The organism is Kribbella sp. NPDC004536, assembly GCF_042873835.1.
Classification (GTDB): Bacteria; Actinomycetota; Actinomycetes; order Propionibacteriales; family Kribbellaceae; genus Kribbella.
In genome coordinates this window covers 914,617-930,087 of record NZ_JBIALY010000001.1, presented here as the reverse complement: position 1 = coordinate 930,087, position 15,471 = coordinate 914,617, and the positions used below count along the sequence as shown (strand labels likewise).

14 protein-coding genes are annotated in these 15,471 nt (G+C 68.5%); 9 read left to right on the top strand and 5 right to left on the bottom strand.

The window, feature by feature from the left end:
* Positions 1–4 precede the first annotated feature (4 nt).
* Positions 5–2,074: a prolyl oligopeptidase family serine peptidase gene (locus tag ACFYRU_RS04525; RefSeq protein ID WP_387652887.1), complete on the top strand. Its 2,070-nt coding sequence runs from the start codon at positions 5–7 to the stop codon at positions 2,072–2,074.
* Here ACFYRU_RS04525 and ACFYRU_RS04520 read toward each other — a convergent pair.
* Positions 2,001–3,098 (bottom strand): hypothetical protein, encoded by a 1,098-nt coding sequence (locus ACFYRU_RS04520; protein WP_387652885.1) that lies wholly within the window; start codon positions 3,096–3,098, stop codon positions 2,001–2,003. The two genes, ACFYRU_RS04525 and ACFYRU_RS04520, sit on opposite strands and share 74 nt — an antisense overlap.
* Before the next feature lie 183 nt (positions 3,099–3,281).
* Here ACFYRU_RS04520 and ACFYRU_RS04515 point away from each other — a divergent pair, with 183 nt between their 5' ends.
* Positions 3,282–3,731, top strand: coding sequence for a MarR family winged helix-turn-helix transcriptional regulator (locus ACFYRU_RS04515; RefSeq protein WP_387652883.1), 450 nt, complete (start codon positions 3,282–3,284; stop codon positions 3,729–3,731).
* Positions 3,728–5,050, top strand: coding sequence for an MFS transporter (locus tag ACFYRU_RS04510; RefSeq protein ID WP_387652881.1), 1,323 nt, complete (start codon positions 3,728–3,730; stop codon positions 5,048–5,050). Before ACFYRU_RS04515 ends, ACFYRU_RS04510 begins: the two co-directional genes overlap by 4 nt.
* Positions 5,051–5,103: 53 nt before the next feature.
* On the opposite strand, the gene ACFYRU_RS04505 is transcribed toward ACFYRU_RS04510, so the two are convergent.
* A complete protein-coding gene (locus ACFYRU_RS04505; protein ID WP_387652879.1) occupies positions 5,104–5,805 on the bottom strand; it encodes a DUF4429 domain-containing protein in 702 nt (233 codons plus the stop codon).
* A 54-nt stretch (positions 5,806–5,859) separates the two neighbouring features.
* On the opposite strand from ACFYRU_RS04505, the gene ACFYRU_RS04500 reads away from it, so the two are divergent.
* On the top strand, positions 5,860–7,257 hold the full coding sequence (locus ACFYRU_RS04500; protein ID WP_387652877.1) for a mycothione reductase: 1,398 nt from the start codon (positions 5,860–5,862) through the stop codon (positions 7,255–7,257).
* Here ACFYRU_RS04500 and ACFYRU_RS04495 read toward each other — a convergent pair.
* Positions 7,254–7,997 (bottom strand): DUF6597 domain-containing transcriptional factor, encoded by a 744-nt coding sequence (locus tag ACFYRU_RS04495; RefSeq protein WP_387652876.1) that lies wholly within the window; start codon positions 7,995–7,997, stop codon positions 7,254–7,256. The two genes, ACFYRU_RS04500 and ACFYRU_RS04495, sit on opposite strands and share 4 nt — an antisense overlap.
* A 64-nt stretch (positions 7,998–8,061) precedes the next feature.
* Here ACFYRU_RS04495 and ACFYRU_RS04490 point away from each other — a divergent pair, with 64 nt between their 5' ends.
* Entirely contained in the window at positions 8,062–8,643 is a 582-nt protein-coding gene (locus ACFYRU_RS04490; RefSeq protein ID WP_387652874.1) for a TIGR03086 family metal-binding protein, read from the top strand.
* Here the strand turns inward: ACFYRU_RS04490 and ACFYRU_RS04485 are convergent.
* Both ACFYRU_RS04485 and ACFYRU_RS04480 read right to left on the bottom strand, forming a co-directional pair.
* Positions 8,626–10,071, bottom strand: coding sequence for an LLM class flavin-dependent oxidoreductase (locus tag ACFYRU_RS04485; RefSeq protein ID WP_387652873.1), 1,446 nt, complete (start codon positions 10,069–10,071; stop codon positions 8,626–8,628). The two genes, ACFYRU_RS04490 and ACFYRU_RS04485, sit on opposite strands and share 18 nt — an antisense overlap.
* A gap of 15 nt (positions 10,072–10,086) precedes the next feature.
* Entirely contained in the window at positions 10,087–11,262 is a 1,176-nt protein-coding gene (locus tag ACFYRU_RS04480; RefSeq protein ID WP_387652871.1) for an MFS transporter, read from the bottom strand.
* 204 nt (positions 11,263–11,466) lie between these two features.
* Between ACFYRU_RS04480 and thpR the strand changes: the two genes are divergently transcribed.
* Genes thpR through efeB form a run of 4 tightly spaced genes read left to right on the top strand, consistent with a single transcriptional unit; the run spans position 11,467 to position 15,326 of the window.
* Positions 11,467–12,030 (top strand): RNA 2',3'-cyclic phosphodiesterase, encoded by a 564-nt coding sequence (gene thpR, locus ACFYRU_RS04475; RefSeq protein ID WP_387652869.1) that lies wholly within the window; start codon positions 11,467–11,469, stop codon positions 12,028–12,030.
* Positions 12,031–12,076: 46 nt separating this feature from the next.
* Positions 12,077–12,925: an iron uptake transporter permease EfeU gene (gene efeU, locus ACFYRU_RS04470; RefSeq protein ID WP_387652867.1), complete on the top strand. Its 849-nt coding sequence runs from the start codon at positions 12,077–12,079 to the stop codon at positions 12,923–12,925.
* Between the two features lie 14 nt (positions 12,926–12,939).
* On the top strand, positions 12,940–14,079 hold the full coding sequence (efeO, locus tag ACFYRU_RS04465; protein ID WP_387652865.1) for an iron uptake system protein EfeO: 1,140 nt from the start codon (positions 12,940–12,942) through the stop codon (positions 14,077–14,079).
* Entirely contained in the window at positions 14,076–15,326 is a 1,251-nt protein-coding gene (efeB, locus tag ACFYRU_RS04460) for an iron uptake transporter deferrochelatase/peroxidase subunit (protein WP_387652863.1), read from the top strand. Before efeO ends, efeB begins: the two co-directional genes overlap by 4 nt.
* The last annotated feature ends 145 nt before the right edge of the window (positions 15,327–15,471 follow it).

Below are 15,471 nucleotides of genomic sequence, written 5' to 3'. Positions count from 1 at the left end.
CAGAGTGGACCTGATCGAGGACTTTCCGGCCCAATCCGCCCGCACCGGCCGTTTCACCCACGGCCTGCCCAAAGCCTTCACGCTCGGCACCGAACACGTCCTGTTCCTCCGGACCACCGGCCCGGAGGACGGTACAAGTTGCCTGTGGCAACTCACTGCGACCGGCGAGGAACAGCTCGTGGTGGCCCCGGAGGACCTCGACGCCGGGGGTCCGCTGCCCGAGGCGGAGCGGGTACGCCGGGAACGCGGGCGCGAGCGTACGTCGGGAATCGTTGCCTACTCGACCGATCGTTCCGCCCGCCAGATCGTGTTCGCACTCCAGGGCGTGCTGTACCACCTCGACGGTCCGGAGGCGCTCCCGCGCGAGGTCTGGACCGCCGGCCGGGTGGTCGACCCGCGGATCGACCCGACCGGCCGCCGGGTCGCGTACGTCACCGGCCGGCAGCTGCACGTGGTCGACCTTGCCACCGGCAACAACCGGGCCGTGGCCGGCGACGACGATCCCGAGGTCAGTTGGGGTCTCGCCGAGCACGAGGCCGCCGAGTCGATGGGCCGGACCCGCGGGCACTGGTGGTCCCCGGACGGTACCCGGCTGCTCGCCGCCCGGGTCGACCAGACCCCGGTGCAGCGCTGGTGGATCGCCGACCCCGCGAACCCGGAGCGCCCGCCCCGCGAGGTCGCGTACCCGGTTGCCGGTACTGCGAACGCGATCGTCACGCTGCACGCGTTCGACCTCGACGGCGGCGCGGTCGAGCTCCGTTGGGACCGCCCGGCGTACGAGTACCTGACGGCGGCGACGTGGGACGCGCACGGCCCGCTGTTCGCCGTAGAGTCCCGTGACCAGGGCACTCTCCTCGTGCTCGCGGGCGATCCTGACACCGGAGAGACGAAGCTCCTCCACGAGCAGCGCGACGCCAAGTGGGTCGAGCTGATCCCCGGCACCCCGGCGCGGACGGCGTCCGGCAGGCTCGTACATACCGCCGACGCGGGCGAGACCCGGCACCTGACGATCGACGACGTACCGGTCACGCCCGCGGGTCTGCAGGTCCGCGGCGTACTGCAGGTCGACGGCGAGGCGATCCTGTTCGAGGCGAGCGACGAGCCGACCGAGAATCACCTGTGGTTGTACGACGGTGAGCTCCGCCGCCTGTCCGACGGACCGGGCACGCACACCGGGTCCCGCACCGGCGACACGCTCCTCCTGGAGTCGAACACCGAGACCGGCCGGTCGTTCGTCGTACGCCGAACGGGTCAACCGGATCGCACCGTCGAGTCCCGGGCTGCCGAGCCGATCGTCACGCCGCGGATCACCTGGCTGCGCGCGGGCAAGCTCGAACTGCGGACCGCCGTACTCCTGCCGTCCTGGTACGAAGGCGGCCAACTCCCGGTGCTGATGTCACCGTACGGAGGCCCCGCGGCACAGCTCGTGCTCCGGCGGTCGAGTGGTGCGTTCGCGACCGCGCAGTGGTTCGCGGAGCAGGGGTTCGCGGTGGTGATCGCGGACGGCCGCGGTACGCCGGGACGCGGGCCGGCGTGGGAGAAGGCCGTCTACCTCGACACGCTGACGGCGCCGCTTGAGGACCAGGTGACCGCGCTGCACGCCGCCGCCGAGCAGACCGGTGCGCTCGACCTGACCCGGGTCGGAATCCGCGGCTGGAGCTACGGCGGCCTGCTCGCCGCGGCTGCCGTCATGCTCCGACCGGACGACTTCCACGTCGCCGTCGCGGGCGCCGCACCCGCCGATCAGCGGCTGTACGACACGCACTGGCGCGAGCGCTTCCTCGGCCATCCCCGCGACAACCCTGAGGTCTACGACCGCCTGTCGCTGATGACGTACGCCGCCGACCTACGCCGGCCGCTCCTCCTGGTGCACGGCCTCGCCGACGACAACGTGTTCGCCGCCCACACCCTCAGGCTTTCCGCGGCACTGACCGCGGCCGGTCGTCCGCACCAGGTGCTTCCGCTGTCGAACGTCACTCACATGGCCGACACGGCAAGCCTCACGCACTACGAGTTGGGCTTTCTGTCAGCCCACTTGAGTCCCGCAAGGCCAGGTACTCCGTCCGGGCAGTGAAGAGGTCGCGGAGTTCCGCGCTGACGTTGTCGAGGAAGTCGGTGCGGAACGTCGAGTCCGTGAGCAGCGCGATCGAGTAGTACAGGCCGGTGAAGTTCGCGATCCCGACGGCGACCTTGACCAGCGACGCGCTGATCAGCAGCGGGTGGTGCATCAGCGTGATGTCGTACGACCAGGAGCCAGGCGTGACGCCCCACTGGTCGTAGACGTGCTTGCTGATCGCGAGCATGCCGAAGCCGACGAAGAACAGGCCGACGCCGGCGCTCACGACCAGGACCTGCATCCACTGGCGGATCACGAGGCTGATGCTCAGGTTCATCCGCTGGCTGCGGCGCAGGGGCGGCCCGGAGCCGGCGTCCCGCTCGATCGCGTCGACCTCGTGCGGCAGCCGGATCAGCAGGAACAGCGTGCTCAGCGCGGTGAACGCGACCATCAGCAGCACGATGAACGCGGTCGGCATGCCGCCGAAGACCTGCCACATGTCCGCGGTCACGAACAGGACCAGGGAGAAGACCAGCAGCAGCGGGAGGGCGCGGACCAGGCTGGCGAACGAGTTGCCGAGCTCGCTCGCGAGCCGGCGCAGACCCCAGTACGTCGTGGCGATCAGGCCGTAGCCGATCACCACGTACGCGATCCCGACCAGCACCAGGTTGGCGATCGCGATGCCGAAGAACTGCCGCACCTGCTCCTGGGTGACCACCGGCAGTAGCGCGGGCAGGAACACGAACACCGCCAGCTCCGGGATGCCGAACCGGGTCGGCAGCGACCAGAACGGCCGCCCGCGGAACCTGTTCAGCAGCCCGAAGCCGGCGATCAGGACGACCAGCCCGCCGAGCGCGGCCAGCAGGTTCTGCCACCAGTGCCAGTCGAGCGAGGTCGCGCCGAGCATCTCGATCAGGAACACGACCACGAGCAGCGGCGCGGCTCGCGTGAAGATGTCGTGCGTCGGCGAGAAGTCCTCGATGAACAGCGGCAGCCCCGCCCGCCGGAACCGCTGCTCGTACCGCTCCAGCTGAGCACTCATGGCGGGAACCCTAGCCCGTCGCGTACCGAAGAACGGGTAGTGGTCGCGTCCAGCGCCGCCCGCCGCGCCTGCGCCCGCGGAGCGTAGTCCGCTCCAGCGGACCACTACCCGTTCTCCGGTTCGGGAATACCAGCTCGTGGTCGTGGGTTTTAGTTAGCAAAGGTAATGAGTTAAGGTAAAGACATGCCCGAAGTCGTAGCCCAGCAGGTGAAGAGTGACGTCGGGCTGGCGAGCGCACTGCGGTCGTCGACCCTGCGGCTGTCCCGGCAGATCCGGCGGCAGCGTGAACCCGGTCACGACCTGACCGCGAACCAGCTCAGCGTGCTCGGCGCGCTGTCCAAGCACGAGGCGATGACGATCGGCGAGCTGGCCGCCCACGAGCAGGTCAAGCCACCGTCGATGACGCGGATCGTGACGAACATGGAGGAGGCGGGCCTGGTGGTCCGCCGCCCGCATCCGACCGACAAGCGGCAGATCGTCGTCGAACTGACCGACCGCGCCGACGACCTGATCCTGGCCAACCGGCGGCGCCGCGACGAGTGGCTGCAGACCAAACTGAAGCAACTGACCCCCGAGGAGCGCGACATCCTGCGCAAGGCAGCACCTGTTCTCGAACGACTGGCGGCTCGATGAGCCCCACCTTCCGCGCGTTCAAGGTCCGTAACTTCCGGCTCTACGCCTCCGGTGCGATCGTCTCGAACGTCGGCACCTGGATGCAGCGGGTCGCCCAGGACTGGCTGGTCCTGGAGCTCACCCACTCCGGGACGGCGCTCGGCATCGTCACCGGTCTGCAGTTCCTGCCCGCACTCCTGCTCGGTCCGTACGCCGGCCTGGTCGCCGATCGCTTCCCGAAGCGTCAGGTGCTGACGATGACCCAGATCGCGATGGCCTCGGTCGCGCTGACTCTGGGGGGTCTGACGATCGCCGGTGTGGTCCAGCCGTGGCACGTGTACCTGCTGGCCCTGCTGTTCGGCGTCGGCACCGCGTTCGACGCACCGACCCGGCAGGCCTTCGTGGTCGAGATGGTCGGTCGTGACGAATTGTCCAACGCGGTCGGCCTCAACTCCGCGTCGTTCAACGCGGCCCGCCTGCTCGGCCCGGCCCTGGCCGGTCTGCTGATCAACTGGATCGGCACCGGTCCGGTGATCCTGATCAACGGCTTCACCTACGCCGCCGTGATCGTCTCACTGCGGATGATGCGGGTCGCGGAGCTGCATACCCCGAAACCGGCGGCCCGCGACAAGGGCATGATCCGCGACGGTATCCGCTACTTGTGGCGCCGGCCGGAGCTGATGATGGTGCTGGTCGCGGTGTTCTTCGCAGGCACCTTCGGGCTGAACTTCCAGCTCACCTCGGCGCTGATGGCGACCCAGGTCTTCCACAAGGGCGCGGGCGAGTACGGCATCCTCGGCTCGGTGCTCGCGATCGGCTCGCTGGCCGGTGCGCTGCTGGCCGCTCGCCGGGTCCGGATCCGCGCCCGGCTGGTGATCGGCGCGGCGCTGGCCTTCGGCGTCGCCGAGGTGGTCAGCGCGCTGATGCCGAGCTATCTGGGCTTCGCGCTGGTGCTGCCGATCGTCGGGCTGGCCTCGCTGACCATGCTGACGTCCGCGAACGCGACCATGCAGCTGAGCATCGAGCCGACCATGCGCGGCCGGGTGATGGCGCTGTACATGACGGTCCTGATGGGCGGTACGCCGATCGGATCGCCGTTCATCGGCTGGGTCGGGCAGGAGCTCGGCGCCCGCTACTCGCTGGTCGTCGGTGGCGGGCTGACCGTCCTCGGCACGGTTGCTTCGGTGCTGTACTTCTCGCGCCGGCGCGGCCTCGCGATCCGCCCGCGGCTGCTGCCGCGCCCGCACCTCGAAGTACTGCCCCAAACCGAACTGCTCGCCGACAAGGCGGTCGTCGATGCCGCCCCCGCGGACACCGAGCTCGGACCCCGGGTCGCGTAGCCGGCGGCTGGGAAACAAAGTTGCGCCAGGCGGCGAAAAGTTTCCCAGCCCGCCTAAGGCCGGATCCGGGTCAGTAGCCGCGCGGCGAAGAACAGTACGTCGAGGTCGGCGTCGCGGGTGCTGACCATCGCGGCCGGGTCGTGCTTCGGCTTCGGGCGGTCGAGCGGCGTCCGGTCGGTACCGATCCGCAGGTAGCCGCGGCCGCCGAGCCCACCTCGGTGCGGGCTCCACTCCACCTCGAGGATCGTGCCCAGCGGCACCGACCACGGGTTGCCGTTCGCCTTCTTCCGGCGCCCGGCGCGGAGTTCGTACGTGAACGTGAGCTGTCCGTTCGCCACCGACAGCGTCGCGTCCCGACCGGCGATCCGGTCCGGAGCGGGTGGCGGCGCGACCAGCCAGCGTGCGGCGGCCGCCGGTACGTCACGGCGGGCGAGCGTACGGCGGATGTCGCCCGCGACCTGCTCCGCGACCGCCGGGTCGACGTCCGGGAAGTCGTACAGGTCGCCCATGACCTCGACGCCACTGACCGCCTGCAACGGGTCGGCCCCGTCCCGGAGCACCAGCCGCAGGCCGCCGTCGTACACCTCGACCGACTGCAACGCCTCGACCGGCAGCACCCGTCCACCCAAGCGCGCGAACAACGAGCCGGCCATCGGCTCGAGCCCGGTCAGCGTCCGGTCGTACCGGATCCGTAGGGTCCCGACGCCGTCCCAGACGACCGTGCCGTTCATGCTCACCAGCTCACCACCTGCCACCCACCCATCCTCCCTGCCCGACGGGTCCTTTGCAGGTAACGCGCACAATGGGGTGTGACCAATTACGACCTCGTCGTCATCGGGACCGGCTCCGGGAACACGATCGTGAACCGGCGGTTCGCGGACCGGAAGGTGGCGATCGTCGAGCGCGGGACGTTCGGCGGCACCTGCCTGAACTTCGGCTGCATCCCGACCAAGATGTTCGTGCACGCCGCCGACGTCGCCGCCACCCCGTCGGTGAGTTCGCGGTACGGCGTCGACGAGCAGCTGCTCGGCGTCCGCTGGACCGACGTCCGGGACCGGATCTTCGGCCGGATCGACCCGATCTCGGCGGGCGGCTCGGAGTACCGGCACCACAACGCGGAGAACGCCAACGTGCACATGTACGACGGCACCGGACGGTTCACCGGGTTCAAGGAACTCACGGTGGACAGCAAGGACGGCTCGACCAGCGTGTTCAGCGCCGAGCAGTTCGTGATCGCCACCGGCAGCCGGCCGATCGTGCCGCCGATCCCGGGCCTCGAGGAGACCGGGTTCCACACCTCGAACACGATCATGCGGCTCGACGAGCTGCCGCGCCGGATCGCGATCATCGGCAGCGGGTTCGTCGCGGCCGAGTTCGCACACGTGTTCGCCGCGTTCGGGGTCGAGGTGACGATCGTGGCCCGCTCGAAGGAGCTGCTCCGGCCCGAGGACGGCGCGATCGCCGCCCGGTACACCGAGATCGCGCAGGCGAAGTACGACGTACGCCTCGAGCACGAGACCGTCCGCGTAGCTCGTCGCGACGACGGCACGATCCTGCTCAGCATGCTGCACCCGGAAGGCTCCGACGAGCTGATCGTGGACGAACTCCTGGTTGCCGTCGGCCGCGAGCCGAACTCCGGCCTGCTGAACCTGGCCGCCACCGGGGTAGAGGTCGACCGGGAGGGACGCGTGGTCGTGGACGCGTACCAGCAGACCAGCGTCGACGGGATCTACGCGCTCGGCGACGTGACCAACCCGCACCAGCTCAAGCACGTCGCGAATCACGAGGCCCGGGTGGTGAAGCACAACCTGCTGAACCCGGACGACCGGATCGAGGCCGACCACCGCTTCGTCCCGCACGCGGTCTTCAGCTCGCCGCAGATCGCCTCCGTCGGCCTCACCGAGGAGCAGGCGCGGGAACGCGGGATCCCTTACGTGGCAGCGGTTCAGCGGTACGCCGACATCGCGTACGGGTGGGCGATGGAGGACACCACCGGGTTCGCGAAGGTCCTCGCGGATCCGGAGACCGGGCAGATCATCGGCTGCCACATCATCGGGCCGCAGGCGCCGACCGTGATCCAGCCGGTGATCCAGGCGATGAGCTTCGGCCTCGACGCGTACACGATGGCGCGCGGCCAGTACTGGATCCACCCGGCGATGCCCGAACTGATCGAGAACGCGCTACTGAAGCTGGATCTGCCCGGCTAGTACCGCTGTGCGTACCAGGCGGGTGGCTCGCCGAACATGCTCTTGAAGTCGCGGATGAAGTGGCCTTGGTCGGCGTAGCCGAGGTCCGCCGCCAGTGCGGCCCAGTCGATCGTCCCGCCGGCGGCCATCCGCTCGGTCACCTCGTGCAGGCGGTACCGGCGGATCACCCATTTAGGCCCGATGCCGACGTACTCCGCGAACAGTCGTTGGATCCCGCGCGTACTCAGTCCCAGCTCACCGGCGAGGCGCTCGACCCTGGTCACGGCCTTGTCCTCGGCGATCAGTTCGACCGCCGCGACCGCCTCGCGCACCCGGGTGTCATCGTCCGGCAGGTGTTTCAGCAGGAACGCCTCCACGGCCGGCACGTCGAGCGTCGTGGGCAGGTCCGGGCCGAACACCTCGGTCGCCGGGACGACGTGATCGGTGATCGTCGAGACGGAGGCACCGAGGAACGGACGGAAGCCGCCCGGCCGGAACGCGACGCCGAAGACCTGTCCGCGGCCCTCGAGAACCTTGACCTGGTAGCCGCTGGACACGCCGTTGACGTCCGCGCGGCCGCCGCCGAACGACAGGTGCACGTTCGGGTACGGCACGATCTTCTGCCGGTAGGGCTCGGCATAGTCCCAGCGAGCCTCCCAGTAACGCTCCACCCATGGCGCGAGCGCCGGCGACGGGCTGTGGAACGCGTGGCGCTGGTACGTGCTCCACGCACTCGCCAGCTCACGAACGTCCCGCTCCACCGTGCCGAGTCTATGTCGCCTTTGTTCAATACCCAGCGGGCCGGCGCTGCCTAGCATCGCCGCCATGTCATACGTTTCCAACGCTGCCGAAACCATGGCTGCGGTCGCCCGCGCCGTCACCGATGACCAGCTCACCAACAGGACTCCGTGCACGGAGTACGACGTACGGGCCTTGGTCAACCATCTGCTGTTCTGGGGCCCGTCGCTTGCCGGCGCGGGCCGCAAGGAGTCTGTTCCGCAGCCGGCCGCCGCCGAGTCCGAGGTGGACCTGACGGCCGGCGACTGGCGCGGTCGCTTGCTCGCGCTGCTGGACGACATGAAGTCGTCGTGGGCGCCCACGAGCGCCTGGGCCGGCGAGACCAGCATGGGTACGCCGCAGCTGCTGCCCGCGCCCGTCATGGGTGACATGATCGTCGGCGAGCTCGTCGTACACGGCTGGGATCTCGCGGTCGCGACCGGGCAACGGCTGGAACTGCCCGCCGACCTGCTGGCGCATGTGCACGACGCGATGCTCGCCGGCGTGGAGCAGGGGCGCGAGCTCGGCATGTACGGACCGCGGATCCCCGTACCGGCCGACGCGCCTACGTTCGACCGCATCCTCGGCCTGACCGGGCGTGATCCCGCGGGGCTACTGACGGAACGCTGAGATCACCTGGCCCACTGTCTCCAGGGTGTCCAGGTCGGGGAGGGCGAGCATCACCTCGCTGACCCCGGCCTCGGACAGTTCGCGGAATCTCCCGATCTGGTCGTCGACTGTTCCTGCGTTGACTGCTGCCGCGTACTTTTCTGGGTTGGCGTTCCGCGGGCGGAGGGTGCGAATCAGCTGGTCGAGCTGATTGCGGTCCTTTCCTACCAGCGTTGTAGAGAGGTGTGTCAGATCGATCGCGTTTGTCAGGTGGGTTGCTCGTTCGCGCACCGCGGCTACGTCGCCGAAGACGTTCACCGCATCGGCGTAACGGCTTGCCAGGCGTAGGGTCCTTGGCCCGCTGCCACCAACCAGCAAAGGCAGATGCTCTTGCAGAGGACGGGGATAGCAAGTGGTGTCCGGTATGTCCAGGACCTTCCCGTGGAACGGTTTGTTGCCTGGTCCCCATAAAACGGGCAGCAGTTGCAGGGCGTCCTCCAGCAGCGCGTAGCGTTCGTTCACCGAGGGAAACGGCCACCCGTACGCCTTGTGCTCGGCCTCGAACCACGCCAGCCCGACGCCACACACGGCCCGCCCACCACTCAACACGTCAAGCGTCGCCGCGATCTTTCCCAGATGCGCGACGTTGCGGTACGTGATTCCCGAAACCAGCGTGCCCAACCGCACCCGCGTCGTACACGCAGCCAGATACCCAAGCGTCGTCCAGCTCTCCAGAAAGTCCTCCCAGGCCCGCCCCACCTGCGGAATCTGCCGGAAGTGGTCCATCACGTAGATCGCATCGAACCCAGCCGCCTCAGCCCGCCCCGCCACCTCCCGCACCCAAGCGCCGAGCCCCGCCCGCCCCGCCGGCTGCGTATAACTCCCCACCTGCAACCCGAACCGCAACCCCACCGGTGCTTCGGATTGCCGGGCCTGCGCCGCAGTCGACTCGACAAACGCATTCGGCACCACCCGAGCAGCAGCAGGCTCGAGTACGTCGTCGTACCCCTCGCCCACCAACTCCTCCCGAACCCGCCGCCAGGCCTTGAGCTGAGCCGTCAGCACCTCAGCCGGAATCCGCTTCTCCGCCCGCTCCCGATTCCGCCGCCGACACTCCTCAGCCGCCGTATCGAACCCCACCGCGACACACGCCATCCCGGCCCCCCGAGCCGCCGCCAACCACCGAACCCGCCGCTCCCGATCCAGTCCCAGGGTGTCGATGACAGTGGTCAACCGACGCCCGATTCGCTGCTCCACCACGACATCCAGCAACGCAAAGGCATCCGTACTCGCCGCGATGTCGTCCTCCCCAGCACCGACAAGCGCCCGCAACCGATCACTCGAAACGACCAGCTCCGCCGCGAAGTGCTCCGCGGCCCACGTCGACTTCCCCGACGCCCCCGGCCCGACCAGGATCACGACGCACGGCGACGGCAGCTTGAGTTCCACGAAATGCAGTCTGACTCAATCGAAGACCGAAGGCACCCGCCGAACGGCCGCCATCAGCGCCGCCGCCAGCCCGACCGCGAGCGGTGGCAGCGCGAACGCGAGCACCGGCCCACCCCGATCGACCAGCACGCCGCCGATCGACGACCCGAGTGCCGTACCGATCGCCAGCCCGGTCGACTGCCACGCGAACGCCTCGGTCCGGTTGCCGAGCGGCGTGGCCCGCTGGATCAACAGGTACGCAGACGTCGCCAGCGGTGTCGCCAGCAACCCCGTACCGGCCAGCGTGAGCCCCAGCCCGACCAGCCCGACCAGCCCTACCGCCGACGCGAGCGTCGCGAACAACGCCAGCGGAACCAGGCAGCACGCGAACATCGCGAGCAGCCGTTGATACCTCGCCGGTCGGTGGAACATGCTGCCGATCACCCCACCCAACGTCAGTGCCGCCTGCACGACTCCGGCCGCGGCCGGCGCACCGGCCCGGGTCGCCGCGGCCGCCAGTGCGATCGGGAGTACGCCGTACGTCAGGCTCTGCAGCAACGTCGTCGTGCACAGCACCCGGACTGCGGGGATTCGTAGCGCACCGCGTCCGCCACGTCCGCGCCGGGAGCCTCGTACCGGCCCGGCCGCGACCACGAACCAAAGGGTGCCCGCAGCAACTAATAGCGCCGCCAGTACGGCCGCTGGAGCGGGTCCGGCCAATGCGATCAGGCTGGTTGCGAGTACTGGCCCGACGAGGAAGAAGCTCTGCTGCAGCAAGGCTTCCATCGCGAACGCGGCCGGCATCCGTTCCTCCGGGACGAGTTCGGCCAGCAGTGCCTTCATCGCCCCCGAGACGGGCGGTACGCCGAGCCCGCTGACCGCGGCGAGTACGCAGAGCACCGCGGCGGACCGCGTCGTCACCACCCCGATCGTGGCCGCGACATGTACGACGGCGATCGGAATCAGCACGCGTGCGTACCCGAACCGGTCGACCAGTCGCCCCTGCCAAGGAGCGGTCACCGCGTCGCCGAGCGAGAACAGCGCGGTCACAGTACCGGCGAGCGCGTACGACCCGGTCTGCCGGCTGACGAGCAGTACCAGGGTCAACGGCATCATGCCCTTCGGCAACCGGGCGAGCAGCGAGCTCAGCGCCAGTCCGCGGACGCGGGGCACGGCGAGGACGGAGCGAAATCCGGAAACAGCACGGAACACGGGGCATCACCTCGGGCGTTCGACGGCACGGTCAAGTGCGCCGACGTCGCCCTACCAGGCTTTTGCCCCTTCAGATGCCCACCGTCGCGGTGGGTCGTGGCGCTCGGACCAGCCCGCCCGCAGGCGGCGGAACCCTAGCCACGTCCAGTCGATCAACGCCAAATTAGCACGCGGCCTGTCCCTGGCACGCTCTAATCTCGAGGGATGCGATTGTTCGTGGCCGTGGTGCCACCAACCGAAGTTGTGGAGGACCTGAGCAAGTTCGTCGAGCCGCGCCGGGAGCATCCGGACGACGACATCCGCTGGGCGGCGGACGACCACTGGCATCTCACGCTGGCGTTCCTCGGCGACGTACCGGACTGGAAGACCGAGGACCTCGAGGAGCGGCTGGAGCGGGCCGCGAAGCGACAGAAACCGTTCGAACTGCAACTGTCCGGAGCGGGCGCGTTCCCCGGCGTGCCGGCCGCCCGGGTGCTGTACGCCGGCGTCCGCGACGACACGGAATCACTCAAACACCTGTCGATGACGACCCGCGCAGCCGCCAACCGGGCCGGGATCGAGGTCGAGGGACGCAAGTTCACGCCGCACCTGACGCTGGCGCGGTTGCGCCGGCAGTTGGACGTCACCAAGTGGGTGCGGATCTTCGAGAACTACCAGAGCCCGGTCTGGACCGCGGGCAGTCTGCAGCTGATCGAGTCCCGGCTGGGGGAGGGCCCGGGCCACAGTGCGGCGTACGTCACGGTAGGCGAATGGGACTTCTTAGGCTAACCTCATCAAGGTTAGCCGTACCTAAGAAGACGAAAGTGTCCCCGCCATGCTCGCGAACTATCTGATCGGACTCCGTGAAGGACTCGAGGCATCGCTGGTGGTCAGCATCCTCGCGACGTTCCTGGTCAAGTCCGGGCATCGGGATCGGCTCAAACTGGTCTGGATCGGCGTTGCCACGGCCCTCGCCGTGGCGGCCGCCGCCTGGGGTCTGCTGCAGTTCGTCACCGCGCTGACCGCGAAGTCGTTCACCACCCAGGAGACCGTCGGCGGCGTGATGTCGATCCTCGCGGTCGGCTTCGTGACCTGGATGATCTTCTGGATGCGCAAGGCGTCCCGCAGCATCGCCAAGGAACTGCGCGAGCGGATGGGCCAGGCGCTCGAGGTCGGGTCCCGCGCGGTGGTGATCCTGGCGTTCCTCGCCGTGTTCCGGGAGAGCATCGAGACCGCGTTCATCGTGTACGCGTCCGCGGCGACGGCGACCACCGCCGTACCGCTCATCGGCGTACTGCTCGGGCTTGCCACCTCGGTGCTGCTCGGTGTCGCAATCTACAAGGGCGCGGTGAAGATCAACCTCGCGGTGTTCTTCAAGTGGACCGGCGCGGTACTCGTACTGGTCGCGGCGGGCATCTTCGCGTACGGCTTCCACGACCTGCAGGAGGCCGGCATCCTGCCCGGGATCGGCCACCTCGCGTTCGACATCTCGCAGGTGATCCCGCCGGCCAGCTGGTACGGCGTACTGCTCAAGGGCATCTTCAACTTCAACCCGGCACCGACCGTGCTGGAGGCGACCGCCTGGGTCGTCTACCTCGTCCCGGTGATGTTCCTGTACTTCCGCCCGGTGAAGAGTTCCACCCCGCCTGCCGTGCCGGCGACGACCGCTCACAAAGCGGCCTGAACCCCTGGAGAAACATGTCTGCGTCATTCGGCCGCAAGGCCTCAATCGTTGGTGCCGTCATCGGTCTGGCCGCACTGTCCGCGTGTGCGAAGGATCAGCCGGCCGCGAAGGACGACGGCACCGGGCCGGTGTCGGTGAAGGCGACCGACTCCGGGTGCGACCTGAGCCGGCGGGACGTGAAGTCCGGTACGAGTACGTTCTCGGTGTCGAACGGTGGCAGCAAGGTCACCGAGTTCTATGTGTACGCAGACGGTGACCGGGTGATGGGTGAGGTCGAGAACATCGGGCCCGGCCTGAAGCGCGACCTGATCGTGGAGCTGCCGACGGGCAAATACCAGGCGGTCTGCAAGCCGGGCATGGTCGGCGACGGGATCCGTGGTGAGCTGAACGTCACCGGCGACGCGCCGTCGCAGGTCTCCGAGGACGCGCTGCTGAAGCAGGCGACCGAGAGCTACCAGCGGTACGTGAACTCGCAGGCGGTCGCGCTGGAGCAGAAGACCACCGAGTTCGTCGCCGCGGTGAAGGCCGGCGACGTCGTGAAGGCGAAGGCGCTGTACCCGGTGTCGCGGACGTACTGGGAACGGATCGAGCCGGTCGCGGAGTCGTTCGGCGACCTCGACCCGAAGATCGACGCCCGGGTGAACGATGTCGAGGCCGGTACCGAGTGGACCGGGTACCACCGGATCGAGCAGGCGCTCTGGGTCTCCAACACCACCAAGGGCATGGAGAAGTACGCCGACCAGCTGCTCATCGATGTGAAGACGGTCGTGGCGAAGGCAAAGGTCGTGAAGCTGACGCCGCTGCAGCTGGCGAACGGCGCGAAGGAGCTGCTGGACGAGGTCGCCACCGGCAAGGTCACCGGCGAGGAGGACCGCTACTCGCACACCGACCTGTGGGACTTCGAAGCAAACGTCGAAGGCTCCCAGGCCGCCATCCAGGCCCTCCGCCCCGCCCTCCAAACCCGCAACCCCGCCCTCGTCACCACCCTCGACACCCAGTTCAAAACAGTCTTCACCGCCCTGGACAAGTACCGAGCAGGCGACGGCTTCAAGCCCTACACCGCCACCGAGGCAGAGAAAAAGACCCTCGGCTCAGCAGTAGACGGCCTAGCCGAACCGGTCAGCCAGGTAGCAGGAGTAATCGCAAAGAAATGACGGAACGTAAAGGAATCTCGCGCCGGGGTCTGTTCGGGGCTGCAGGTGCTGCTGTTGCCACTGGAGTCGCCGGGTACGCCGCACACTCGGCTTTGGCAAGTGAGCCGACGCAGGCGGCGGACAACAACGGGCCTGTGGAGTTTCATGGGGCTCATCAGGCTGGGATTACTACGCCGGTGCAGGACCGTCTGCACTTTGCGGCGTTTGATGTGACTACGACGAAGCGTGAAGAACTGGTCGGGTTGTTGAAGGAGTGGACGGCTGCGGCTGCGCTTCTTACGGGCGGGCGGGACATCGGGCAGTACGGTGCGGTGAACGGACCGGACGAGGCGCCGCCGGAGGACACCGGTGAGGCGGTGGGGTTGCCGCCGGCGCGGTTGACGATCACCGTGGGCTTCGGGCCGAGCCTGTTCGACGGACGGTTCGGTCTGGCGGCGAACCGCCCCAAGGCGCTCGTGGACCTGCCGCACTTCATCGGCGACGACCTCGAGGAAGCCCGCTCGTACGGTGACATCGCCGTACAGGCCTGCTCCGACGACCCCCAGGTCGCCGTCCACGCGATCCGCAACCTGGCGCGGATCGGCTTCGGCCGGGTCGCCGTACGGTACTCCCAGCTCGGCTTCGGTCGTACGTCCTCCACCTCGCGCGCCCAGGCCACCCCACGGAACCTGTTCGGCTTCAAGGACGGTACGAACAACCTCAAGCTCGAGGATGCCGCCAAGCTCGAACAGCAGCTGTGGGTACAGCCCGAGGACGGCCCGGACTGGATGGTCGGCGGCTCGTACCTGGTGTCGCGCCGGATCCGGATGAACATCGAGATCTGGGACCGTACGTCGCTGGGCGAGCAGGAGGGCATCATCGGCCGCGGCAAGGGCACCGGCGCCCCGCTCGGCAAGGCGGACGAGTTCGACGCGATCGACTTCGCCGCGAAGAACTCCGACGGCGAACCGAAGGTCCCGGCCGACTCGCACGTCCGGCTCGCGCACCCCCAGTTCAACAACGGCGCCGAGCTACTCCGTCGCGGTTACAACTTCGTCGACGGCTCGGACGGCCTCGGCCGCCTGGACGCCGGCCTGTTCTTCCTTGCCTACCAACGCGACCCGCGCAAACAGTTCATCCCGATCCAGACCCAACTCGCCAAGAACGACAAGCTGAACGAGTACATCCACCACGTAGGCTCCGCCATCTTCGCCTGCCCACCCGGCGTAACCCCCGGCTCCTACTGGGGCGAAAAACTCTTCAACTGAACAGGGTCTGGGGTACCGCTCGACAGGTAGTGCACCAGCGAGACGGTGTACGCGCGTCTCCAATCACGCTCAGGTGCACTACCCGCTGTAGACACCTCCTGTCGAAGGTGCCCGGCGAAGGTGATGACGGCGGTCTGGGTCGACG

Excerpts from the sequence above, each read along its gene's own strand:
- ACFYRU_RS04520 (WP_387652885.1), bottom strand. The coding sequence starts at position 3,098 with ATGAGTGCTCAGCTGGAGCGGTACGAGCAGCGGTTCCGGCGGGCGGGG.
- ACFYRU_RS04515 (WP_387652883.1), top strand. The coding sequence starts at position 3,282 with ATGCCCGAAGTCGTAGCCCAGCAGGTGAAGAGTGACGTCGGGCTGGCG.
- ACFYRU_RS04510 (WP_387652881.1), top strand. The coding sequence starts at position 3,728 with ATGAGCCCCACCTTCCGCGCGTTCAAGGTCCGTAACTTCCGGCTCTAC.
- ACFYRU_RS04490 (WP_387652874.1), top strand. The coding sequence starts at position 8,062 with ATGTCATACGTTTCCAACGCTGCCGAAACCATGGCTGCGGTCGCCCGC.
- thpR (WP_387652869.1), top strand. The coding sequence starts at position 11,467 with ATGCGATTGTTCGTGGCCGTGGTGCCACCAACCGAAGTTGTGGAGGAC.
- efeU (WP_387652867.1), top strand. The coding sequence starts at position 12,077 with ATGCTCGCGAACTATCTGATCGGACTCCGTGAAGGACTCGAGGCATCG.
- efeO (WP_387652865.1), top strand. The coding sequence starts at position 12,940 with ATGTCTGCGTCATTCGGCCGCAAGGCCTCAATCGTTGGTGCCGTCATC.
- efeB (WP_387652863.1), top strand. The coding sequence starts at position 14,076 with ATGACGGAACGTAAAGGAATCTCGCGCCGGGGTCTGTTCGGGGCTGCA.